Origin of the sequence: Apibacter sp. HY039 (assembly GCF_004023655.1) — a bacterium.
Taxonomy (GTDB): Bacteria; Bacteroidota; Bacteroidia; order Flavobacteriales; family Weeksellaceae; genus Apibacter; species Apibacter raozihei.
In genome coordinates this window covers 125,818-150,272 of sequence record NZ_SAYM01000003.1, presented here as the reverse complement: position 1 = coordinate 150,272, position 24,455 = coordinate 125,818, and the positions used below count along the sequence as shown (strand labels likewise).

Below are 24,455 nucleotides of genomic sequence, written 5' to 3'. Positions count from 1 at the left end.
ACATATTATATATTAAATCTATAATAATATAGATTAATTTAATATTTTAAAGTATAAAATAACTTAATTTATATATTATAATATTTAAATAAAATTTATCAGATCAAATAATTAAAGTAAATAGAATTAATTTTTAAGTTTCAGGTTTTCATAAAATTTTAAAAATATATTGAAATAATAAACCCGGATGATTATATCATCCGGGCATGCTAATAAATAAATTGTAACAACTATATTTCTAAAGAAATTTTTTCTTTAACCAATTTCTCATAGGAATATCAAATAACTTCATAGTAACATAACCCAAAATGATGGATAATACTACAACTAGTAAACCGTAAGGCCAGGATTCTTCAAAACTCAATTTGTTATTTGCCACCCAGGCCATGTATATATTAATCAACGGGAAATGAGTAATATAAACGGGGTATGAAATATCTCCCAAAAATTTACAAACAGCAGAAGATTTTGCACCAATTACCTTTCCTCCGGCTCCTAACCAAATAATAAAAGGAAACATAACCATTAAACATAAACATTCATAAATCCTGTTAGGTATATCTCCTAATCTTGGAACAGAAAGTAAAGCAACTAATAAAATAGATGAAATAAGAAATGCATTGGGAATATATTTAAGTTTAGCTGTACGTGACAATAAAAGTCCGGCTAAAAATGGAAATGATAAACGTATAAAGCCAATTTTGAGCTGAACAGGATCGTCTATTGCCCATCCGCCTATAATATCTCCGATTTCATTGGTAAAAGCGTAATGGATGGTAAATCCGGCAGCAATAATCACCAGAAGGCCAAGTACCATTTTAGAAACCCTGCGAAGAACTAATGCATAAGCTATGTTTGCTATATATTCAAAAAATAAAGACCAGGCCGGTCCGTTTAACGGATACATTTCATTCCAGCCACGAATGTCTCCACCTTTACCAACGGGAATTAATAAACATCCTAGTATAGTAATAAGAATTAAACGCCACCAAGGTGTCTGTGATATACCTACCCAGTGCAATGCCGGCGAATCCTGAAAATAAAAAAGTAATGCTCCAATAATAGAACCAATAATAATCATGGGTTGCAAACGTATAATCCTACGCTTAAAAAAGTCCAGCAAACTCATTTTTTGCCATCGGTCATCATATGCATAGCCTATAACAAATCCGGATAAAAGAAAGAAAAAGTCAACAGCTAAATATCCGTGATTGATCATTTGTAAAGCATGATCACCTCCCGAATAAATTTCAAGAACGTGAAAAAACACTACTAAAATGGCTGCTACTCCCCTAAGTCCGTCAAGTATTACGTAATGGGGTTTTGATTTTTTAATGTCTAAATTCATAGTAATTTCTTTATTTATGGTTAGTTTTAGCAAGTAACACAAAGATGTGTCCCTCTGACACAAATATATTAAAAAAACTAAAATAAATATTGTAAAAACAAAATTCAGGTAAAAATCATGCAATTATATTGTTAAAAACGTGGTTCAAAGCCTAAAAATAATTACTTTTTTTAAAGAAGTATAGTCTGATAATAAGATATTTAAAAACTTAAACATAAAAAAAGTCAAAAAGAAACTCTTTTCTTTTTGACTTTTTTATCTATTTACCCGCCAAAAGTAAATCATGATCTACTTTAAACAGCAAATTTTAAATTAACTATTGTTGAACAGCTAAATATTCTTCATCAGTAACGGGGCTCAGCCAAACAGCCGGTCCTTTACTGATGCAAGTGCTAATGGCTATATGTGTAAACTCACTATTGGGAGTGGCTCCGTGCCAGTGAATAATATCGGGTTGAATTTCAACAACATCTCCTTTTTTTAATTTCTGTGCTGATTTACCTTTTTCCTGATAATAACCCTCTCCTGCCGTACACAACAAAATCTGTCCGCCAGGGTGAGAATGCCAGCTGTTTCTTACTCCTGCTTCAAAAGTTACGTTACCTATAGTTATATCAAAATCTTTTCCGTTTTCCATTAACATCTCCAGCCAGGCCGTTCCGCTAAAATTATCATTTTCCAGCGGAGATCCCTTAGGAAATGGTTGTTGTGATATATTTTCGTTTTGTGTATTCATTTTATTCTTTTCATATAGCTCATTATTACAATATTAATTAGCTTGTGCTAAAGAAGACATATCTATAACGAAACGGTATTTTACATCTCCTTTTTCCAAGCGCTCAAATGCTGTATTTACCTCATCAATGGAAATCATTTCAATATCTGCCTTTATATTATGTTCGGCACAAAAATTAATTACCTCCTGAGTTTCGGCTATTCCCCCGATATTGGAGCCGGAAAAACTTTTCCTTCCGTTTACTACATTAAAGGCTCCTATTTCCAAAGGTGCATTGGGTAAACCTACCAACACAAGAGATCCGTCTACTTTAAGCAGGTTAATGTACTCATTTACGTCATGGCTTGCAGATACCGTATCCAGAATCATATCTTGTTTCGGACAATTTTTCATTTGCTCCTTGTCTGTAGATAAAACTACCTCGTCTGCCCCCAGACGCTTTGCATCTTCTGCTTTAGCCTGTGAAGTTGTAAAAACGGTAACCTTAGCTCCCATTGCCTTTGCTATTTTAATAGCCATATGCCCCAGACCGCCAATACCAATTATTCCTACATTTTTACCCGGACCTGTTTTCCAATGTTTTAAAGGTGAATAAACTGTAATTCCTGCACAAAGAATGGGCGCTGCACTTGGTAAATCTAGATTTTCGGGAATATGTACTACATAATTTTCATCTACGACGATACTTTCGGAAAATCCTCCATAGGTTATTCCTCCATGTTTTTTATCCGGAGAATTAAATACGACAGTCCAGCCGTTATCACAAAATTGTTCTTCTCCCTCATGACAATGGTCACATTCCCGGCAACTGTCCACAATACAACCTACACCTGCCAAATCACCTACCTTAAACTTGCTTACGCCTTCTCCTACTTTTTTTACTCTCCCGACTATTTCATGCCCGGGTACAACCGGATATAAGGTTCCTCCCCAATCATTATGTACGCTGTGCAGATCGGAATGACAAATACCACAGTACAAAATTTCTATCTCCACGTCTTTTACGTCAACTTCTCTTCGTTCTATTTTCATGCCTTTTAAAGGCTCTATTGATGCTTCTGTTCCAAAAGCTTTTACTTGTTTAGTGTCCATATATTATATTGTTTTAATTCTTTTTTATCATGGTAGAAAACCATTTAATCATTGCCGGATCCCTATGATCAAAAAATAGGCTTTTATGAGTATCTATCGTTTTTATAGCTTCCATATCTTCTCCTGACAGTTCAAAATCAAAAAGCTGGATATTTTCTTTCAGTCGTTCTTTTTTTACGGATTTAGGTATTACCACTACTTCTCGCTGAATTAACCATCTTAATACGACCTGGGCTACAGATTTGTTATATTTATCCGCTATTTTCACAAGAACCGGCTGGGTGAACATATCATTTCTTCCTTCAGCAAATGAGGCCCAGGATTCTATCTGTATACCGTTTTCTTTTAAAAATTCCTGATCACTTATACGTTGATAAAAAGGATGAGTCTCAATCTGGTTTACTGCAGGAACAACCGTATGATTTACTATTATATCCATTACTCTGTCCGGATGAAAATTACTCACACCTATGGCTTTAATCTTTCCACTTTTATATAATTCTTCCATAGCTCTCCAGGATCCATGAACATCACCATAAGGTTGATGTATTAAATATAAATCCAGATAATCTGTCTGTAATTTATTGATGGATTCTTCAAATGCTTCTTTGGTTTTTTCATATCCGGTATGGGAAATCCATAATTTGGTAGTCAGAAATAACTGATTACGTTCAATTCCGCTTTCTTTAATAGCCTGTCCTACTGCTTCTTCGTTATGATATGCAGCTGCTGTATCTATAGAACGGTAACCGGTTTGAAGCGCATCCAGTACAGTATTTTTACATTGTTCGTATTCAGGTATCTGATAAACGCCCAGTCCTAACATAGGCATTTCTATTCCATTATTTAATTGTATTGTTTTCATTGCTGTTTAATTTTGATAGGGATATTTTTTAAAAAGTATATTCATCATCGTCTCATCCAAGGCATACATATCCACTAGCTTTAATGATTTAACCATTTTTAGTGTGGATGTCTTGTATTTAATAAAATGCTCAGTTTTCAGATGTTTTTCATACTCAGCTTTATTCGCATAAATTTCAAGTATTCTGAACTGAGTGCTATCTTCTTTCATATATAAGGGAAATATGGAAATAACACCTTTTTCCAACTTTACCGACGCTGCCGATTCTTCTTTCAAAATAATTTTGTACTGAGAAAGGTATTCCGGATAAATTTCCAGTTCAGAAATACGTAATATAGGGTGATCATTATTTTGTGAGTATGCTAATGAGCTCATAATTACACTGATTATTAATAGGATTGTTTTCATATAAATTATTTAGGGGGTAAAATTTCATTCAGACAACTTATTGCATTTAAAGCACGGGGGTATCCAACATAAGGAATAAGCTGGGTTATCAAACTGATTAAAACAGCACGGTCGTTTCCTACTTCAACATTACCTAAAATATGACCTTTCATTTGATTTTCTGTCCCTCCCATAGCCAGCAAAAAAGTAAAAGTTGCCATTTCACGCGTTTTTAAATCTAGTCCACCCCGGGACACAAAATCTCCAAAACAATTAGATGATAAAAATCTTTGTATATGGAGTAAGTCAGCAGGAGAATTTTCATACATTTTCTCTATCGTTGCTCCAAAAATTTTCTTTTGCAGAGCCAATCCTTTTTCAAAGCAATTTTCACTTACAGTTTCCGCTCGTTTCTCTAAAGGAAGCGGTATTTCCAATTCTTCAAAAATAGTATTGGTTATATAAATATACTCAATAATTTTGGATATTCCTAGATAAGGTACCGCTTGATATAAAATTTCTTTAATTTCAGCTGGTTGAGTATCGGTATTTAAGGCTGCGTGAACAAAATGTTTAAACTCGGTGGGTGAATTGGTTCCCAATGTGGATGCCAGTATCATGAGCACCCGTTTTTTAGTTCCCAGCTTATCATGTTCCAGTATTTCATCAAAAGCAAAATTGGCGACTATTTCTGCAAGTTCTGGATCTGTTTGAAGCATATCCGATTCATAACCAGGCCATAACTCCTCATAATTGATAATTGCTTGTGATGTTATATTTATTTTCTTTTTATTCTTGCTCATTATAAACTAATTATTTACTATTATTAAGTTTAATCAGGCTTACTTATTCCTAAATTCTCATTTACATATAAACCCGGATCCTTTATTATACGACTAATAAAATCTGCTATGCTTTTTCTTGATAAAGCGTTTCCTGTTTCGGGTTCACCTTTACGAGTAATTTGGTAATTTATTTCATCTTCATTTGTAAACCAATTGGGACGAAGGATCGTATACTTTAAACCAGAACTTTCAATCAAATCAGCTAATATTCTATAAGGCAATAGTATAGACTTTAATGGTTGATCATAAATACCTATTGAGCTTACTGCTACAATTCGATACACACCTGATGCTTTCATTGCTCTGATACAATTGTTTATCATGGCTTCCAAATCTCCGGAAAGATTTACATATACGATATCCTGACCAATCATTGCTTTTTCGATATCCGGATAATTCATTGCATCGCCTTTGATTAGCGTGCAATTTTCAGTTTCTTTAACTGAAAGTTTTTCAGGATTTCGGGCAAAGAGAGTAATCGTATTGAACTTATCTTTTTTTAAAGCTTGAATGACTGGCCGAGCCAGGCTCCCCGTTGCTCCTATGATTAAAATTTTAGGCATGTTAACGTTACTAAATAAATTATAAATTTGTTATGAAACAGCTTGAAAGGCAAAAGTTGCAAATCACTTACCAACAATCTTCTGAAGATTTTCAGGATAACGTGCTCCTGCAACTGATATTTTAGATGCTGCCTCTTCAATTTTTTGTACATCTCCGGTAGACAATTGAACAGAGACTGCCTCTATATTTTCTTCCAGACGGTGTATTTTGGTTGTTCCCGGAATAGGTACAATCCAAGGTTTTTGTGCCAACAGCCATCCTAAAGCTATTTGTGCCGGGGTTGCATTTTTTTCTTCACCCATACTTTTTAACAAATCTACCATAGCTTGATTAGCTTTCCTGTTTTCTTCTGAAAAACGAGGTACTTTATTCCTGAAATCTGTTGGATCAAATTGAGTAGATTCACTAATAGCTCCGGTCAAAAAACCTTTACCTAAAGGACTGAAAGGTACAAAACCTATTCCCAGTTCTTCCAGCAATGGAATAATTTCTTCTTCCGGTTCTCTCCACCATAGTGAATACTCACTCTGTAAAGCAGTTACCGGCTGTACGGCATGCGCTTTGCGGATAGTTGCTGCTCCAGCTTCGGATAAACCGAAATAGTTAACTTTTCCTTCCTGTATCAATTCTTTTACTGTACCTGCTACATCTTCGATAGGAACATCCGGATCTACACGATGCTGATAAAATAAATCTATATAATCGGTTTTCAACCTTTTTAAAGATGCTTCTGCTACCGCTCTTATTGTTTCCGGACGACTATCCAACCCCTTATCAGGCCGACCTTCTTTAAATCCGAATTTTGTAGCTAAAACAATTTGACTTCTATATGGTTGTAAAGCTTCTCCCAATAATTCTTCATTTTTGTACGGGCCATAAGCTTCTGCAGTATCAAAGAAAGTTATTCCTGAGTGAAAGGCCGTTTGCAAAAGTTTTACCGCTTCACTTTGATTTGTTGCAGGTCCATATCCGAAACTTAAACCCATACATCCTAATCCTAAGGATGAAACTTCTGGTCCGTTAGCTCCTAATTTTCTTGTTTTCATATTTTTAAATTTTTAGATTTTTAGATTTTTTATTTATTCTTCTGAAATGGATAGCAAATCTTCAGACAATCTCTCTCCTTGTATTTGTATTGAGGACAGCTTTTCATCAATTTCATCCAAATCTTTTTTGCTTAATATTATATCCGCAGATTTAATATTATCATTGATATACTCTATTTTATCCATTCCCGGAATTGGTACTATCCATTCTTTTTGAGCCAATAGCCAGGCTAAAGCAATCTGTACGGTAGAACATCCTTTATTGGAAGCAATATCATTCAACATAGCTACTAATGGCATATTGTTTTTAATAGCCTCTGGCGTAAATCTGGGAAAGGAAGCTCTTAGGTCATTTTCCGGATTAAATGTAGTTTCGGGTGTAATTTTACCTGTCAAAAAACCCGTTCCCAAAGGTCCCCATGGAACAAAACCAATACCTAATTTTTCACATAAAGGCAAAACTTGCTTTTCCGGCTCACGAGTCCAGATAGAATATTGATTCTGTACTGCTGTAACAGGGTGAACTGCATGTGCTTTTTCAATCGTATTCGTACCGGCTTCTGATAAGCCGAAATAGATGACTTTTCCTTCCTGAACCAAATCTTTTACAGTACCAGCTACGTCTTCAATTGGTACATTAGGATCTACCCTGTGTTGATATAAAAGGTCGATATAATCTGTTTTTAATCTTTTTAAAGAAGCTTCCACTACTTTTCTTATATGATCCGGCCGGCTGTTTAAACCTCCGTTTTCTGATATCATACCAAACTTTGTTGCAATTACCACTTTTTTCCTAATAGGTTCCAATGCTTTTCCTACAAGTTCTTCATTGGTGAATGGTCCATAAGCTTCAGCGGTATCAAAAAAGGTTATTCCCTGGTCATAGGCATCTCTGATTATCTGAATACCTTCGTTAATATTTGCTGCTTCTCCGGTTCCAAAACTAAGATTCATACACCCCATTCCGATTTCTGACACTGTTAAACCGCTGTTTCCTAATCTTCTTATTTTCATAATATATTTTTATCGAATTATATTAGTTATATTTAGTACTTTTATTTCTGGTTACAAATTTCAGGAGAGTTAGCATTTTTATCCTTATACGAATTACTGCTTTTCATACCCATATCACTGATTGGGATAATTATGTGTTTTCTAATACCTACATTTGTATCAGTAAAAAATAGTTGACCATGGGTGAAATAGTTAATTTAAACAGTGTAGATGCATATAATAAATTGAGAGGTATTAAAACCCTGCATCCGCTAATCAGTGTTATAGATTTATCTCAAGCTAAGTCTATTCCGGCTCAAACGTATAATTTCGGATTGTATGCCATATATCTGAAAGAACTTAATTGTGGAGAGCTGAAATATGGTAGAAGTCATTATGATTATCAGGAAGGAACTTTGGTTTTTGTTGCTCCGGGTCAGGTAATGGGTATACAACCTAACACTACTAAGTATGAGCCTAAGGGCTGGGCTTTGATTTTTCATCCGGAACTGATTAAAGGAACTTCTTTAGGAAAGCATATTCAAAATTATTCTTTCTTTTCTTATGATGTTAATGAAGCTTTACATCTTTCCGATAAAGAAAGGCAGATAGTATTGGATTGCATGGGAAATATTCAATATGAAATTGAACAGTCTATAGATAAGCACAGCAAGACATTAATAGCTTCTAATATTGAGCTATTCCTTAATTACTGTACCCGATTTTATGACAGGCAGTTTATTACCCGAGATAATGCTAATAAAGGAATTTTGGAAAGGTTTGAAAGAGTATTAAACCAATATTTTGAATCTGACAAACCTCTCAATATCGGATTACCCTCCGTAGGCTATTGTGCTGATGAGCTACACTTGTCTGCTAATTATTTTGGTGATCTGATTAAAAAAGAAACCGGAAAATCTGCACAGGAATATATACATCTTAAGGTTATTGATTTAGCTAAAGAAAAAATATTCAATGTGGGTAAATCGATCAGTGAAGTGGCTTATGAACTAGGCTTTAAGTACCCACAGCACTTTACCCGCTTATTTAAGCAAAAGGTCGGCGTATCTCCTAATGAGTATCGAAATCTGAATTAATTGTTGCTCTCTGAATTTGAAATTTGTTTATTTGTTGGATTTATTTTATCTGCAATTATAGAATCAATTAGATTTTCTTTACCTAACAGATAGGCAGATTTGAGATTCAGTATATATTTTTGAGCAGACGATAGTTCTTCCTGGTATTTTTTTACATTCATCTGGTTTAAATAATATAATACCATGAATAATATAGAAAATATTACCAAAACAACTGCTAATAAAACAGATGGATTTATATCTTGAGAATAAGGCAGTTGTGAAAAATTATTCCCATAAATCCAATCGGCAAACATAACGGCACAGGACAAAATTAATAAGCCAATTGCTGCCATATAATGAATAATTGAATATTTATTTAATTGATCTATCCTGTATTTGCTTTCGGTAATATAATGTTCAAACTCCCATTCTAATTTTTCCCAGTTGCTTTCTCCTGCATGTTTTTTTACTGAGGCAGATGTTTTATTCATATATGTAAACACCAGATATTCCCATCCTACTCCAATTCCCAACACTATTAATATACCTATGATGGAAAGTAAGCTGTAAAATACATTCTGAATTACATGAAAGTAAAAGCCTAATACAATAAGTACAATTACAACAAATGCAAAAAAGTAAGCTTTGGTATTTCCATAATTTTTACTTTTTATGTGTGCTAATTCTTCATTTACTTTCTCTTTTCCTGAATTCCAGGAATCTTCTATTCTTTTTTTATCAAAACCTATCTTTTTCATATTATGTATTTAATAAATATCGTTAGTAATTAAAATTTTAAAATTATAGCAAAAATCCTCCCGTAAGCATTCTTCCGGAGTTTAATGTCTGTCTTCTGGCTGAAAAAAACCTTTCTGAATCTTTGTATGTACATATACCGGATATTTCTATATGTGAATCTAAAAGTCCGGCTTCTAAAAGTAGAAAACGGTTAGCTTTCCATAAATCTATATGATGTTTTTCTGATTCTTTGTTTATTTTACTTATTAGGGACAGATTGAAATTTGCAGATACAAATTCTTCAACTACTTCACTGCCTACTTCAAAATGTTCTATAGAGATAGACGGACCTATAGCGGCTAGGATATTTTCCGGTTTACAATTAAATTTTTCGACCATCAATTTCACGGTTTCTCCCGCTATATTGGAAACTGTACCCCTCCAGCCTGCATGAACAGTACCCAGCGTTTTGTTTACAGGATCGTATAGCAATACAGGAACACAATCTGCAGTAGTAATTCCTATACATATTCCTTTTTGATTAGTTACTAATGCGTCAACTCCCTTCAGAATTTCCAAAGATTTCGCATTTTTATCTAATAAAAGTTTTTTATCTATAACTGCTACCTTATTACTATGAGTAAGCTGCGGTATAAAAATTTGATCTACTGAAATTTTTAATTTATCGGATAGAATTTTTTTATTTTTTTCTATATTGTTCGGTTCATCTCCAGATGATATTCCAAAATTGAATGAGGAATAATTTCCTGAGCTTACTCCGCCCCATAGCGTAGTTGTAAAATGTATCAGGGATTTATACCCTGAGAAACTGGAATATGTATAAAAACTTTTGTCCGAAATTATATTCATAGTTCTTTATATCATCTTACTACTTACAATAATTATTCTATTTTCTTCAAATTGAAAAAAAAATCGAAAGTTTTTACATTTATATACTGATTTATAACGTTTTGGCTGCTTAAAATCTTTAATTTTTTTACTAATAAAGTGAATGTTAAATGTTATAAATCAATGCTATATTAGTGTGCTTCCAGCCAATTCTGTCCATTCCCGACTTCTACTAATAATGGAACTTCAATTTTAATTGCATTTTCCATGGTATTTTTAATCAGTACGGAAACTTCCGTTACTTCTTCATCTGGTGCGTCAAACACGAGTTCATCATGTACCTGAAGCAGTAATTTAGTTTGTAGTTTCCTTTGATTTAACAGCTCATGTATTTGAATCATGGCTATTTTTATTATATCGGCTGCTGTGCCCTGTATAGGAGCATTGACAGCATTTCGTTCTGCATGTGATCTGACAATAGCATTACCGGAATGAATGTCCGGTAAATATCTTCTCCGACCGAGAAGTGTTTCTACATAACCGTTTTTCCTTGCTACTTCTACCTGTTCTACCATATATTTTTTTAATACCGGATACGCTTCATAATAGGCATCAATCAGCGTTTTAGATTCGCTTCTGGAGAGTCCTGTCTGTTCACTTAATCCAAAGGCGGATACTCCGTAAATAATTCCGAAATTGACCGTTTTAGCATGTGAGCGTTGTTCGCGGGTTACCTGCTCCATAGGAGTGTTAAAGACTTTGGCAGCAGTAGACCTGTGAAAATCTTCTCCATTGTTAAAGGAGGCTATCATCGCCGGATCTTTACTCATGGCAGCTATAATCCGAAGTTCAATTTGCGAGTAGTCAGCAGAAATAATTTTATGACCCAAATCCTTTGCTATAAAAGCTTTTCTTACCTCCTGTCCGCGTTGTGTACGGATAGGAATATTCTGAAGGTTAGGATTATTGGAAGCTAGCCGTCCGGTGGCAGCTACGGTTTGGGCAAAAGTTGTATGCACACGTCCGGTTACCGGATTTACTTCTCCGGGTAATGCATCCACATAGGTCGATTTTAGCTTTTGGAGCTGCCGATATTCCAGCAATAAATCAATAATTGTATGCTTATGTGCTAATTTTAGTAAAACATCTTCACCGGTAGCGTATTGACCGGTCTTGGTTTTTTTAGGTTTGTCTCCTAGTTTCAGTTTATCAAAAATTATATCTCCCAGCTGCTTAGGTGAATTTATATTAAATTCTTCTCCGGCAAGGGTATAAATTTCCTTTTCAAGCCTGACCAAATCTCCTTCCAAACCTTTGGACATTTCATTTAATGCTTCTATATCCAGGTTAATTCCCTGCCACTCCATATCTGCCAAAACTCTCATTAGTGGCATTTCAATTTCTCCAAAAAGTTTTTTTAAATTATCTTTATCGAGCTGTGGATCGAATTTGTTTTTTAATTGCAACGTTATATCGGAATCTTCAACGGCATATTCTTTTTGCTCTTCCAAAGGAACTGAGGAAAATATTTTTTGATTTTTTCCTTTTTTACCAATAAGTGTTTCTATAGGGACAGGTTTGTATCCAAGCTCTGTTTCTGCTAAAATATCCATTCCATGACGTCCGTCCGGATTAATAAGATAGTGGGCAATCATGGTATCGAAAAGCGTGCCTTTTACCTCAAGATGATACCTGCGCAATACTTTGCAATCATATTTCAGGTTTTGTCCCACTTTAATGACGGTTTCCATTTCGAAAAATGGTCGTAATATTTCTATAAATTCAGCAGTTTTATCTTCGTTTTCGGGATCAAAAGGAATATAATAACCTTTGGCCTGTTCGTAAGAAAAAGAAATTCCTACTAATCGGGCAATCATGGAATCGGTAGATGTGGTTTCAGTATCAAAACAAACCACCGGTTGTTTTAACAGTTTATCTGTAAGCAGCTTTACTGCCATTGGAGTTTCAACTAACTGATAAAAATGTTCTGTATTTTCAATAGTTTTCCAATGAGAGTTTTCAGCTGTTTGTTCTTCATTTTCTACTGAATCGAAAAGTGAGGTTTGCTGTGGATTAGAATTCTTTTTGGAATTGGAAACAGTTTCAGTTTCTTGGCCAGACATCAGGTTGTATGTTTTTTGAAAATTTTGAATCATGTTTCTGAATTCAAGATTTTCAAATATGTTTATCACTTCTTCAACGTTAGGATTATCCACTGTAAATTCTTCGTAATGAAATTCAATAGGTACATTGGTTTCAATGGTAGCCAATCGTTTGGATAGTATGCCTAGTTCTTTATTTTCTTCTATTTTTTCTTTTATTTTTCCTTTTAGTTCAGAAGTATGAGCAAAAAGGTTTTCCATGCTGCCGTATTCTTTAATAAACTGCTTTGCCGTTTTTTCTCCTACTCCGGGAAGCCCCGGTATATTATCCACACTATCTCCCATCATACCCAAAAAGTCGATCACTTGTAACGGGTCTGTTACTTCAAATTTCTCTTTTACTTTTTCAATATCCCAAATTTCTATATCATTTCCACGAGAGGCTGGTTTATAGACAAATATATTTTCGGAAACTAATTGGGCATAATCTTTATCCGAAGTCATCATATAGGTCGTATAGCCTTCTTTTTCAGCCATTTTAGCTAAAGTTCCAATTACATCATCGGCTTCATAGCCTTCTTTCCACATACAAGGAATATGCAGTGCTTTAAGAAGTTGTTGTATATAGGGAACAGCTATACGTATGGCTTCAGGAGTTTCTTCTCTGTTTGCTTTGTATTCTTTATATTCCTGATGGCGAAATGTTTCACCTACATCAAAAACAACCGCCAAGTGTGTTGGTTTCTCTTTTTTTAGTAAATCAAACAGGGTATTGGTGAATCCGAAAATAGCGGATGTATTTATTCCTTTAGAATTTATTCTTGGATTTTTAATAAAAGCATAATAGGCTCTGAATATTAATGCATAAGCGTCCAGAAGAAAAAGTTTTTTTTCGCAGTCCTGAGTCGTCATTCGTATATATCTTTATATTTCAATTCAAATATAAGATATTTATAAAAAAAATAGGTTTTCTACAGTTAATAAAACTCAGATTTTCCTAACTAAAAGCAAAAAAACTTACTTTAAAAAAAGTAAGTTTAAATTTTTTACTATATAAATATTGAAATGGATTAAGTTAATCCAGTCCATTTAAAAAGATATCTAATATTTTTCGATCTGCTTTATCAAAAACCGTATTTCTAAAATAATTTTCCTCGTATCGTATCTGGTCTAAAGTACCTTTTATATCTACAGAATACTCTTTAATCTCTGATAAATATAAATCACAAAGCTGGCCGGCATAATCTCTAGCATGTTTTTTTAGTAAACTATTTTTAAATACAGATACTTTTTGATCTAGTTCTTTGCAATAAACCGGGAGTCCTTCCCAATAGGGAGAATCTTTTTCTAATTGATCAACTGCTAAATTTGCACTTTCTATTTTTAAAGTTTTGTATTGAGAATTATAGTGTGTAAATCCTACAGATGCAGAATCAACAGCTACTGAATCTTCATCGTATCCATCATAAGGTATGGCTACCGAATCAGCAGCCATAGAGATATTCCGTTCATCTAAATCTTCCTTTATCTTGGTTACGATTTTTTTCCAATCCAGAGAAATGGATGAATTTGTTTTATTTATGGATTTTAACACATAAAATAGTCCTTCATTTTTAGATTCTAATTTTACTATTAGTCCTTTTATATTTCTATTAGTAACTGGTAATATTCCTAGTAAATCTATCTGGTTATTTTCTGATATACACATTCTAAATTCTGATTCATTTTTATCTTTAATTTGTACATCATAATAATTGCAAGATATTCCGTTTATTTTATCTTTATCAATAGTTTTACTTAATGTAAAAGAAGGTATGGAATCTGCTATACTATATCTTTGCTGAAAATTTGCTGTTCCATCTAAATCGACTTCTAAAGGAACGAATAATTGATCTTTTAATAACATTTTTTTATATCCCATATCCACTACATTCCCATTAGGAGAATAATATAGATTTAGCTCTATTGAATCTTCATCAAAATTCAGCTCATATACTAATTTATGAGTGAAATTTATTTTTTCTTGCTGAGCCATAGAAAAAATTGGAAGTAGTAAGGCAAATAATATTTTTTTCATAGTTATATCTTTCAGTTATTTGCTATTTCTTAATATTAAATTTTAAATTTCCCAATATATAACAAACTTTTTTGTAAATATATTTTAAATTAATCTAATTCATTAAGAAAACTATCAAGTATTTTTCGATCTGTTTTATCAAAAACCGTATTTCTAAAATAGTTTTCTTCATAACGTATCTGGTCTAACGTTCCTTTTACATCAAAGGAGTATTCTATTATTTCTGATAAATATAAATCACAGAGCTGGCCCGCATAATTTCTAGCGTGTTCTCTTAGAGAACTATTTTTAAATATAGATACTTTTTGATCTAATTCTTTACAATAAACCGGAAGTCCATCCCAGTAAGGCGAATCAATCTCTAATTGGTCTACTGCTAAATTCGTATTTTCTAAATTTGAAATTTTATATTCAGAATTATAATCAGGAATATTGATATCATAATCTTCATCTTCATAGTCTTCATCTTCATAATCTTCATAATCTTCATAATCAATTGACGTATCTATTGAATCAACTACATAAGTTTTTCTTTCATTTAATTGTTCTTTTACTCTAGCTGAAGTTTTTTGCCAATCAATAGAAATAGATGAATTTATTTTATTTATAGATTTTAACTCATAACTCTCTTTTTCTCCAACAATTATCTTTACTATTAATCCCTTTATATTTTTATTAATAACTGGTAATGAAGCCAGCATATCTATTGGATTGTTTTCAGCAATACACATTTTTATTTGCTCTCTTTTTTGTTTTACTACTAAAAAATCATAATAATTGCAGGATATACCATTGGCATTATCTCCTTTATTTGTTTTTTGTAAGGTAAAGGAAGAAATAGAGTCAGCAAAAACATTAACTGGAAAAGTTGCAACTCCATCAAGACCAATCTTTACTAATAAGGATAGCTGATCTTTGAGTAATATATTAACGTCATATATTTCTAGTACACTTCCATTAGGAGAAAAATATAGATCAATGTCTTTTGTACCATATTCTTCATTGAATTCATAACTTAATTTGTGTGTGAAATTTATTTTTTCTTGTTGGGCTATTATTAAAGCTGGAAGTAATAATAGTATTAAGAGTGATTTTTTCATATTTTTAAATTTATTTTGTTTTAAGAGTTAGTTTATCATCAATTAATATTTAAAAAAATGACATATTATCATATTTATAAATATGAATATAATTAAAAGTAATAACGTAAACAAAATCAAAAAAGTGTATTACTTTATTAAAAATATTTTAATTATATGCACGTAATCTTACAAAATGTTTATACTTTTAATAAATATTAGTAAATTATTTCAACGTATCTTTTATTTTTTTAAATCTTTCTTCCAGCATTTTGTGTGCATCAAATTCTTTAGATCCAGAAGCTTTAGAGGCAAAACTTGCAAAATTTAAACCGGCACCGAATAAAGATAAAGCTCCGTTTGACAGATCACCATTTTTAAGATTTTGCAAAGCATCTTCTAAAAAGTTATTACTTTCTTCTAAGTGACAGTCTGCTATATATTTATCTCCTAAATAATACAAGCGAATATTATTTATAATCATGTCAGCTGTTTCTTCAGAAATCCCTCCATCTATTTTCAGAAGTATTTCATTAATAGGCTTAACCAGCTGAGCATACTGTGCAGGAAATTGGTCACAGGCTTCAGCTATTTGTTTTCTTAATTCTTTAGATTGCATAGTTTAAGGTTTTTTGTTATTTAATTATATAATTTTTCCCATTCCAGATGTATATTTGTTTTTTAGTGCTTTTAGAAAAAATATTATTAGATGTATTTTCGGAAGCACTTTCATCGTTAACCTGAATTATTTCAGTTTTTTTTATTATTTGATTAGGCTTTCCACCTTTTTCATTGGGGAAAATAAATTTTTCTTCATATGAATAAACTCCAGCATCGCTGACTGTATACCGGGAAGGCAAATCCAGTAATTGTCTTCCATTCCAGGCAAGATAGTAATAATTAGTAGGAATAGCGCAGGCTCCACCTAAAAACTCAAGACATACTATCGTATGTATGTGGGTAAGTCCCAAATTTCCAAAGGCTTTAAAAGAGATAAAATTTTGTAATGTATCTGTTGTGAAAATTTTTTTAGCCACTTGTTGATTATTTTTTATTACTTTCAGTTCCACTCTATACTTTTCATTTTCATACAATGTACCTTCTGAGTCTCTTTCCAGTATTTTCTCTTTAGCACTTATTCCCATCATAAACTGAATGTCTCCTTTTTTTATTAAATATGTACTTAAATTTCCCCTCCATACATATCCAAACAATTCTTTAGATTGTTTATAATACTTTATTGGTAACCATTCAGCAGTTAAACCATCAGATGTATACACTGCTTTATTATATTTTTGGTCCGAATCATTTATTATAAAAACTTTCTCAGCTGTTAATAGCTTATCTTTTATTTTAAAATTTATGCCGAGTCCTTCTCTTATATTTGCTACATCAGAAAACACATACATGGTATCTGAATAAAATTCCAGTATGGGGGTTATTTCCTGTGCTTTAATTAAAAACATACTGATAAAACTTAACCATAGAATTATTATTTTTAAATATTTACTCATCAGTCAATTATAGATAATTTTTTATTAAATATAAAAATATAAAAAATCAGTTAATAATATATTAACTGATTTTTAATTTATAAAAATGATATTTTTTAATTTTTAATCTTCCTGTCCTTTTAATTTTTCAGCATTGTCTGCAATTTTTACAGATTCTATCATTTCATCAATATCACCATTCATAAAATTATCCAAATTATAGATAGATTTGTTAATTCTGTGATCGGTCACCCTTCCTTGTGGATAATTGTAGGTTCTGATTTTAGCAGATCTGTCTCCGGTTGAAACCATCGTTTTTCTGTGAGCTGATATTTTATCGAGATGTTCCTGCAATTTCATATCATATAATTTATTACGAAGCATCTGCAAAGCCATTTCCCTGTTCGCATGTTGAGATCGGGCAACCTGACATTGAATCATAATTCCTGTAGGTTTATGAAATAGCTGAACTTTAGTTTCTACCTTATTTACATTTTGTCCTCCTGCTCCGCTTGATCGTGCAGTTTGAAATTCTAAATCTGCAGGATTAATTTCAACGTCAACTTCCTCTGCTTCCGGAAGTACAGCTACCGTAATGGCCGAAGTATGTACCCTCCCCTGAGATTCAGTTTCAGGAACTCTTTGTACCCGATGAACACCGGATTCAAATTTCATAATTCCGTATGCGCCTTCCCCACTTACATTGATAATCATTTCCTTATAGCCTTTCACACTGCCTTCTGTAGCATCAGCTACCTCAAAATTCCAGCCTTTTTGCCTCCAGTACATGGTATACATACGGAAAATATCTTCAACAAATATGGCTGATTCATCACCTCCGGTTCCTGCTCTAAGTTCAACTGTTATATTTTTATCATCTTCCGGATCTTTAGGTATCAACATGAATTTTATATTATCTTCCATCTCCGGAATTTGACTTATGGCTTGATTTTTTTCCTCTTTTGCCAACTCTGTCATTTCAGGATCTCCTCCATCTTTAATAATCTGATCTGCTTCGGATATTGTATTTAAAAGTGATTGATATTGTTTGTAAATATCTACAATTTTACCTAAATCTTTATATTCTTTATTAAGTTGCGCATATCTTTTTTGATCGGATATGATATCCGGTTGTATAATTAAATCGGAAACTTCATCAAATCTCTGTTTAATGGCTTCTAATTTGGGTACTAAATCTGACATATCTATTATTTACTAAGTGTGCAAATGTACGAAAATATTCGTGTATTTAATCAAGCAGGAACTGTGCTGTGATATTTATCGTTAAAGCTTTAAATTATATGATATAAAGAAAAATTACTGTTTTAAAAAGAGATATAAAGTCTAATAAATTTTGAGTGCAATTTTTTTCAGACAATATACCTATAGATTGTAAAAAACAATAAACAAGCATGATAACCAAAAAGTATTTTAAGCCTCCCAGAAACATTCCTGCGAGTTTATTGGTAAAATCCAGTCCTATGGCTCTAAGAGCCTGTTCTATCATACGGGATATAAATTTTACAGATAAAAATACCAGGGTAAGAGTCAATGAGAAACTTATCCAGGTTGAAGATTGGGATGATACTAAGTTATATTCTATAAAGAAAGCCTGCGTTTTACCTAAAAAAAATAAAGCAATTAAATAACCTAAAATTAAGCCTAGAAGTGAAGAAATTTGTTTTAAAAAGCCTCGTATATAGCCAAATATCACTCCAAGAAATGTAAACCCTATTAATATATATTCGGGAAAACTCATATTTCTATTTTATGCTGTATATATTCTCCTAAAATATATAAAAAACCAGTTTCTTTTCTAATTTCCTCTAATGATTTATAATAATGATCATATCCTTTTTTTTCAGATACTACATCTACATGAAATGAGTACTCAAAGACTGAACCTGTTAAGGGTACTGATTGTATTTTTGTCATATTCATTTCATTTTCAGCTAAAATATTCAACACTTTAGCCAAACTTCCCATTTCATGTTTAACCGTAAAATATAAAGATGCTTTGTTAAAATGTTTTATTTTTTCCGGCTTTTTAGATAATAGGTAAAAACGAGTAAAATTATCAGTTATATCGTGAATATTTTCTTGTAATATTTTCAGGTTATACATTTCTGCTGCTAATATTGAACCTATCGAAGCTATACCTTTTAATTGATTTATTTGAATATTCTTTGCACAGGTAGCTGTATCATCTTTTGCCAATAATTTCCAATCGGGATGTAATTCCAGAAAATTTTCGCATTGTAATAACGCCATGGGATGTGTTTGAACTTCAGAAATGGATTCTAAGGTCTCTGATTGCAATGCTAACAGGTTGTGTTTTATTGGTAGGGCTATTTCTCCAACAATATGCAAATTATTTTTAGTTATTAAATTGTAGTTGGGAAGAATGGTACCTGCAATTGAATTTTCAATGGCCATCATACCATAATCTACTTGATTGCTTGTTACAGATTTTACCAAAGAATTAAAAGTAGGGCTATCTACCACTTCTACAGCTTCCTCTTTAAAAAATTTAACTACTGCTTCGTGATGAAAGGATCCTTTAATTCCTTGAATAACTACTGATTTCATAAATTATGTTTAATCTTTTTCGTTTTATTAATATCTTTACAGAAAATAATACATTTATACACAGGATAAAAATGTCTGTAAAAGTACAAAATCTTACTAAAAAATATAAGAAGCAAGTTGCTTTAAATGCTATTTCGCTGGAAATAAAAAAGGGGGAAATTGTAGGGTTACTGGGTCCTAATGGAGCGGGTAAAACGACAATGATGCGTTCTATCGTTGGATCACTATCCTGGGATGAGGGAACTATTTTAATAAATGGTATTGATAACTGCCTTCAACCTGACAAAACCAAAGCAATGGTGGGATATCTTCCTGAAAATAACCCTCTGTATCCGGATATGTATGTTAAGGAATATCTTCGTTTTGTTGCTGATATTCATAAGACTAACAAAAGTAAAATTAATGGAATTATTGAAAAAGTAGGCCTTAATCAGGAACAAAATAAAAAAATCAGTCAGTTATCTAAGGGCTATAAACAAAGGGTTGGCTTAGCACAAGCAATAATTTTTGATCCGGAAATATTGATACTTGATGAACCGACTAACGGATTGGATCCTAATCAGATTATAGAAATCAGACAACTTATTCATGAACTGGGTAAAGAAAAAACAGTCATTTTATCCACTCATATTATGCAGGAAGTAGAAGCTCTATGTTCAAGAGTTATACTTTTAAATAAAGGAACAATTATCCAAGATAAAAGTATTGAAGAATTTAAAGATACTTATTCTAATCTGGAAGAAGCGTTTTTTGAATATACACATTGATCATTCATTCATTAAAAAACTTAATTATGATAATTACCGGTAATTATTTCGGTAGTTATATTTGTTATACCAATTAAATTATAAAAAAAATTCATCTTCCGAAGTCAAATACGTATCATCAGAAGTATCTTCAAAATATAAACTGTAAATAACTTCCGATGTTTTTTCTTCGTAATTATTTTTCATTTCTGACTTATTCTGCAAAGTTTTAGATGTTTTTTTTATCTGCTTACCGCTTACAATCGGTTGATCAATATAGGATGCTTTCAAATTATCTGATTCTTCTTTTTCCTTTGTCTCCATATTTATATATTTATTGTCTATAGAGTTGTTAACAGATGAATCGTTATTTGTTTTGTTTAATTTAACTATTTTAGTGTTATCAGCTTGTTCCGTTTGATTAAAATAAAGAATTCCTAAACCTATAAATATAACAAGACATGCAGCTATAGATGTCCAATATATTTTTTTATTAAATAATGGAATTATTTTCTTATGATTTATTGATTTTTGAACAGGCACTATTTTATCTGCAATTGAACTCTCCAACTCATCAAAATATCGATCTGGAACTGTAAAGGGATTACCGTTTTTTTTATTTATAGTTGAATGTAAAATTTTATTTTCTAACTCAGAAAAATATCCTTCCGGAGTTTTAAATGGTTGTGAACCTGTTGGTTTATTTAAATAATCTTTCATTTTTCAACGTTTTTTAAAAGATATTCTTCAATTTTTTTTGTTGCATGATGATAGGAAGCTTTTAATGCTCCAACAGAAGTTTCCAATATTTCAGATATTTCTTCGTACTTCATATCATCATAATATTTCATATTAAATACAATTCTTTGTTTTTCAGGAAGTTTAGCAACGGCCAATTGTAATTTTAATTGAATATCATCTCCTGTAAAATAATTATCGTCTTCCAGATTAGAAGATAATTGGGCTACTAATTCTTCACTATTAACATTTTTCTTTTTAGCTGCACTATTTAAAAAATTAATTGATTCATTAGTCGCTATTCTGTAAATCCATGTTTTAAAGCTTGAATCTCCTTTAAAAGATTTTAAATTCTGAAAAATTTTAATAAAAACATTTTGAGTAACATCATCCGAGTCGTCGTGATTAAGCAAAATCTTCCTTATATGCCAATATACCGGCTTACTATATTGTTTAACCAATATGGAAAAGCCTTTCTCAATATCTTTTTCTATCAGCAGTAGTAATTCTTTTTCTTCCATTTTTTAACCTAACTTATAGACAATAGATATTCAAAAAAGTTTAATCTGATTTATTATTTACTTACTTCTAAGATTTAACCAGAAAATTTTTATACAAAAGAATCGAGTTTTTTACCGTTAACAATAATCCATTCATCCAACTGAAAATCTGCCATAAGACCCAGCTTAGGAAAATCTGATATTTTAGAATAAAAGCTTCTTCCTTCTGCATCGTATTCGCTGTGTGCATAAAAATGAGATAAATCACCTATTTCTTCAATTTTAGCACTAAAGGATATTTCTTCATCTCCAGATTTAATCGATTCTGCATATTGAATGCCTAAATCTGCTACCCGGTTGCTGTTGGTGCTTAATCGTACATTTCGATATATAATATCATAATAAGAAATTGAATTTTCAGGAATTTTTAAATATTCTTCATGTTGATCTTCCCATTTATATTCAGTAGATGCGTAATATAAAGCAGTTATCAATGCCAATGAAAAATATTTTCTTGTTTTTTTTCTTTGATAATCATCAGGATAGTGGCCTGCTTCAAATAATAAGGTAGGAATTCCTGATTTTTGAATATTGTCCCCCGAGGAACGTGGATAAAACTCATCGGTAAACCTTGAAATTTTATCTGGTAAAATACAGGTCAATTCACGGTAAATATGAGCAATAATTCCCATAGATTTTTTTCGTACATCTGTTATTTCCCTACCTTCTGATACTGAAGGAGATAAAAACGCTAATGTAGCAGGTTCTTTTTTCCCTTTTACACCAAATATTGATCTTTGGTCGTGCAGATTAAATGCTAAATGATAATTTTTTTCACTTATTATTTGTTTTAATACATGCATTTCTATGGAAGATTCAGCAATATAATCCCTGTTTATATCAATACCTTCTATATTTCTTCGGGTCCAAACCTCTGATCCATCCGGATTAAGCATAAAAATAATATCTACTGTAAACTCGCTGAGAATTGCGTGTACGATATTTCCTTCGGACGATAAAAATTTAAGCAAATCTAGAGCGCTTAAAGTTCCGGTTGTTTCATTACCGTGCATTTGAGTCCACATGATAGCAAATCTTTTGCCTTTACCCAAAGTAAGTTTGTAAATGGGTTTATTTAAAACAGATTTTCCAACCTGCACCAGTTGGTTTTTATAATTTGCATTTAAAAATTCATTCAGCTTTTTAGGATTGACATATCTAGTATTAAAACTATCTTCATATTGAAAGTTATTGTCTAAATCTTTAATATCAAAATCTGATTTCATATCTAATTTTTTACAAATATAAATTAAAATAAAGCTACAGCCTCGTTACATTTGTAATACACAAATGTAATCATAGACTTAATGTTATTTCACATTTGTAAACAAGCATGTATGACAATATGTCTTGTTGTACATGATTTTATAGCAACTATATAATTTAAATAACTTAAATTACTATATACTAATTATTTAAGATATTATATATTAACTATAGGTTTAAGTTAAGTTTAAGTTGTATGCAGTTGTGAACTTAAAAATTATTCTTAAATTTGTATTTATATATAATTATTTACATTTGTAAATAATTAACATTTGTAAAACATGGATATTTCTAAACGTATAACTTATTTAATAAATATACTAGGTTTGTCACCTGGTGAATTTGCTGATAAAATTAATGTTCAGAGATCCGGAATTTCCCATATAACTTCCGGAAGAAATAAACCTTCTTTAGATTTTTTAGAAAGGACATTAAAAGTATTTCCTGAGGTTAATTCTGATTGGTTGATTTTAGGGAAAGGTTCTCCTGTAAAAAATAGAGATACTGAAATTTTTTCTTCATTGAATACTGATGAAGAATTGAAAGAATCTAAAAAATCACCTTCCGTTTTATTTGAGGATAATGATACCGTGCATAATCCTGATCTTTTTTCGCAAACCATCATACCTTCCTCTACATTCAATATTTCAAAAGAAAAAAAAGAAATTTCTCCTGACGAGAATGTCAGAGAAGACAGCAAGGAAATAAATAAAGAAGACAAGAAGATTAAAAAAATAATAATTTTATATTCAGATCATAGTTTTGAAGTGTATGACAACTAAAATTATTATAAATAAAAAAAGAGCAACATTTCTAATGTTGCTCTTTTATTTTTTGTATAAAGCCGAAAATTATTAAGACCCGAATCTGGCGTCTTTAATTCTTGCTTTCTTACCTCTAAGATTTCTGAAGTAATAAATTCTTGCTCTTCTAACTTTACCTTTACGGTTAACTTCAATTTTTTGAAGAGCAGGCATATTAATAGGGAATACTCTTTCCACACCAACCTCACCACTCATTTTTCTGATGGTAAAAGTTTTAGTAGCTCCCGTACCTTTAACCTGAATAACAACACCTTTAAAGAACTGAGTTCTGGTTTTGTTACCCTCTTTAATTTCATAATAAACAGTAATAGTATCCCCTGCGTTAAACTCAGGAAATTCTTTTTTTGTAATGTACTTATCCTGTACGTACTTAATTAATGGTTCCATTTATAAAAATATAAATTAGTTTAAAGTTGAATAACATTCACGTACTTCGTCA

At 31.7% G+C, this 24,455-nt stretch carries 26 protein-coding genes; 3 read left to right on the top strand and 23 right to left on the bottom strand.

Annotation, left to right across the window (positions count from 1 at the left end; translation table 11 throughout):
• Positions 1-238: 238 nt before the first annotated feature.
• From EQ921_RS08100 to EQ921_RS08060, 9 genes are all read right to left on the bottom strand, one after another.
• A complete protein-coding gene (locus tag EQ921_RS08100) occupies positions 239-1,348 on the bottom strand; it encodes an acyltransferase (protein WP_128152733.1) in 1,110 nt (369 codons plus the stop codon).
• 316 nt (positions 1,349-1,664) lie between these two features.
• Complete coding sequence (locus EQ921_RS08095; protein ID WP_128331259.1) at positions 1,665-2,084, bottom strand: cupin domain-containing protein; 420 nt, start codon at positions 2,082-2,084, stop codon at positions 1,665-1,667.
• A 33-nt stretch (positions 2,085-2,117) separates the two neighbouring features.
• Positions 2,118-3,176 carry an NAD(P)-dependent alcohol dehydrogenase gene (locus tag EQ921_RS08090; protein WP_128331258.1) on the bottom strand — a complete coding sequence of 353 codons (1,059 nt, stop codon included), beginning with the start codon at positions 3,174-3,176 and terminating at the stop codon, positions 2,118-2,120.
• Positions 3,177-3,189: 13 nt separating this feature from the next.
• On the bottom strand, positions 3,190-4,041 hold the full coding sequence (locus EQ921_RS08085; protein ID WP_128331257.1) for an aldo/keto reductase: 852 nt from the start codon (positions 4,039-4,041) through the stop codon (positions 3,190-3,192).
• A gap of 6 nt (positions 4,042-4,047) precedes the next feature.
• A complete protein-coding gene (locus EQ921_RS08080) occupies positions 4,048-4,449 on the bottom strand; it encodes a putative quinol monooxygenase (RefSeq protein WP_128331256.1) in 402 nt (133 codons plus the stop codon).
• 5 nt (positions 4,450-4,454) lie between these two features.
• Entirely contained in the window at positions 4,455-5,231 is a 777-nt protein-coding gene (locus tag EQ921_RS08075; protein ID WP_128331255.1) for a carboxymuconolactone decarboxylase family protein, read from the bottom strand.
• A gap of 29 nt (positions 5,232-5,260) precedes the next feature.
• On the bottom strand, positions 5,261-5,836 hold the full coding sequence (locus EQ921_RS08070; RefSeq protein WP_128331254.1) for an NAD(P)H-binding protein: 576 nt from the start codon (positions 5,834-5,836) through the stop codon (positions 5,261-5,263).
• Positions 5,837-5,899: 63 nt separating this feature from the next.
• Complete coding sequence (locus EQ921_RS08065) at positions 5,900-6,883, bottom strand: aldo/keto reductase (RefSeq protein ID WP_128331253.1); 984 nt, start codon at positions 6,881-6,883, stop codon at positions 5,900-5,902.
• Positions 6,884-6,916: 33 nt separating this feature from the next.
• Positions 6,917-7,897, bottom strand: coding sequence for an aldo/keto reductase (locus EQ921_RS08060; protein ID WP_128331252.1), 981 nt, complete (start codon positions 7,895-7,897; stop codon positions 6,917-6,919).
• Positions 7,898-8,076: 179 nt separating this feature from the next.
• On the opposite strand from EQ921_RS08060, the gene EQ921_RS08055 reads away from it, so the two are divergent.
• Positions 8,077-8,973 carry an AraC family transcriptional regulator gene (locus tag EQ921_RS08055; protein WP_128152741.1) on the top strand — a complete coding sequence of 299 codons (897 nt, stop codon included), beginning with the start codon at positions 8,077-8,079 and terminating at the stop codon, positions 8,971-8,973.
• Here the strand turns inward: EQ921_RS08055 and EQ921_RS08050 are convergent.
• The 10 genes from EQ921_RS08050 to EQ921_RS08005 all read right to left on the bottom strand — a co-directional run bounded on the left by EQ921_RS08050 (position 8,970) and on the right by EQ921_RS08005 (position 19,882).
• The gene (locus EQ921_RS08050; protein WP_128331251.1) at positions 8,970-9,713 is read right to left on the bottom strand and encodes a hypothetical protein; all 744 of its coding nucleotides are present in this window, start codon (positions 9,711-9,713) and stop codon (positions 8,970-8,972) included. The genes EQ921_RS08055 and EQ921_RS08050 overlap by 4 nt on opposite strands.
• Before the next feature lie 43 nt (positions 9,714-9,756).
• Positions 9,757-10,563 (bottom strand): peptidoglycan editing factor PgeF, encoded by an 807-nt coding sequence (gene pgeF, locus EQ921_RS08045; protein ID WP_128331250.1) that lies wholly within the window; start codon positions 10,561-10,563, stop codon positions 9,757-9,759.
• A 170-nt stretch (positions 10,564-10,733) separates the two neighbouring features.
• Positions 10,734-13,556 (bottom strand): DNA polymerase I, encoded by a 2,823-nt coding sequence (polA, locus tag EQ921_RS08040; RefSeq protein ID WP_128331249.1) that lies wholly within the window; start codon positions 13,554-13,556, stop codon positions 10,734-10,736.
• A gap of 163 nt (positions 13,557-13,719) precedes the next feature.
• Positions 13,720-14,721 carry a hypothetical protein gene (locus tag EQ921_RS08035; protein WP_128331248.1) on the bottom strand — a complete coding sequence of 334 codons (1,002 nt, stop codon included), beginning with the start codon at positions 14,719-14,721 and terminating at the stop codon, positions 13,720-13,722.
• A gap of 89 nt (positions 14,722-14,810) precedes the next feature.
• Positions 14,811-15,821, bottom strand: coding sequence for a hypothetical protein (locus tag EQ921_RS08030; RefSeq protein ID WP_128331247.1), 1,011 nt, complete (start codon positions 15,819-15,821; stop codon positions 14,811-14,813).
• 205 nt (positions 15,822-16,026) lie between these two features.
• Positions 16,027-16,419 (bottom strand): hypothetical protein, encoded by a 393-nt coding sequence (locus tag EQ921_RS08025; RefSeq protein ID WP_128331246.1) that lies wholly within the window; start codon positions 16,417-16,419, stop codon positions 16,027-16,029.
• A gap of 16 nt (positions 16,420-16,435) precedes the next feature.
• Complete coding sequence (locus EQ921_RS08020) at positions 16,436-17,266, bottom strand: hypothetical protein (RefSeq protein ID WP_128331245.1); 831 nt, start codon at positions 17,264-17,266, stop codon at positions 16,436-16,438.
• 150 nt (positions 17,267-17,416) lie between these two features.
• Complete coding sequence (prfA, locus tag EQ921_RS08015; RefSeq protein ID WP_128331244.1) at positions 17,417-18,496, bottom strand: peptide chain release factor 1; 1,080 nt, start codon at positions 18,494-18,496, stop codon at positions 17,417-17,419.
• A 94-nt stretch (positions 18,497-18,590) separates the two neighbouring features.
• Positions 18,591-19,052 carry a CvpA family protein gene (locus EQ921_RS08010; RefSeq protein ID WP_128331243.1) on the bottom strand — a complete coding sequence of 154 codons (462 nt, stop codon included), beginning with the start codon at positions 19,050-19,052 and terminating at the stop codon, positions 18,591-18,593.
• Positions 19,049-19,882, bottom strand: a complete 834-nt coding sequence (locus EQ921_RS08005; protein ID WP_128331242.1) for a prephenate dehydratase — start codon at positions 19,880-19,882, stop codon at positions 19,049-19,051. The genes EQ921_RS08010 and EQ921_RS08005 overlap by 4 nt, the downstream gene beginning before the upstream one ends.
• Positions 19,883-19,953: 71 nt before the next feature.
• Here EQ921_RS08005 and EQ921_RS08000 point away from each other — a divergent pair, with 71 nt between their 5' ends.
• Positions 19,954-20,649 carry an ABC transporter ATP-binding protein gene (locus tag EQ921_RS08000; RefSeq protein ID WP_128152753.1) on the top strand — a complete coding sequence of 232 codons (696 nt, stop codon included), beginning with the start codon at positions 19,954-19,956 and terminating at the stop codon, positions 20,647-20,649.
• A gap of 78 nt (positions 20,650-20,727) precedes the next feature.
• Here the strand turns inward: EQ921_RS08000 and EQ921_RS07995 are convergent, their stop codons facing one another.
• The 3 genes from EQ921_RS07995 to EQ921_RS07985 all read right to left on the bottom strand — a co-directional run bounded on the left by EQ921_RS07995 (position 20,728) and on the right by EQ921_RS07985 (position 23,152).
• Positions 20,728-21,348 (bottom strand): hypothetical protein, encoded by a 621-nt coding sequence (locus EQ921_RS07995; protein ID WP_128331241.1) that lies wholly within the window; start codon positions 21,346-21,348, stop codon positions 20,728-20,730.
• A complete protein-coding gene (locus EQ921_RS07990) occupies positions 21,345-21,887 on the bottom strand; it encodes an RNA polymerase sigma factor (RefSeq protein ID WP_128331240.1) in 543 nt (180 codons plus the stop codon). The genes EQ921_RS07995 and EQ921_RS07990 overlap by 4 nt, the downstream gene beginning before the upstream one ends.
• An 89-nt stretch (positions 21,888-21,976) precedes the next feature.
• Positions 21,977-23,152 carry a M14 family zinc carboxypeptidase gene (locus EQ921_RS07985; RefSeq protein ID WP_128331239.1) on the bottom strand — a complete coding sequence of 392 codons (1,176 nt, stop codon included), beginning with the start codon at positions 23,150-23,152 and terminating at the stop codon, positions 21,977-21,979.
• A gap of 321 nt (positions 23,153-23,473) precedes the next feature.
• On the opposite strand from EQ921_RS07985, the gene EQ921_RS07980 reads away from it, so the two are divergent.
• Positions 23,474-23,974: a helix-turn-helix domain-containing protein gene (locus EQ921_RS07980; RefSeq protein WP_128331238.1), complete on the top strand. Its 501-nt coding sequence runs from the start codon at positions 23,474-23,476 to the stop codon at positions 23,972-23,974.
• Between the two features lie 72 nt (positions 23,975-24,046).
• On the opposite strand, the gene rplS is transcribed toward EQ921_RS07980, so the two are convergent.
• The gene (gene rplS / locus EQ921_RS07975) at positions 24,047-24,403 is read right to left on the bottom strand and encodes a 50S ribosomal protein L19 (protein ID WP_128152758.1); all 357 of its coding nucleotides are present in this window, start codon (positions 24,401-24,403) and stop codon (positions 24,047-24,049) included.
• Between the last annotated feature and the right edge of the window lie 52 nt (positions 24,404-24,455).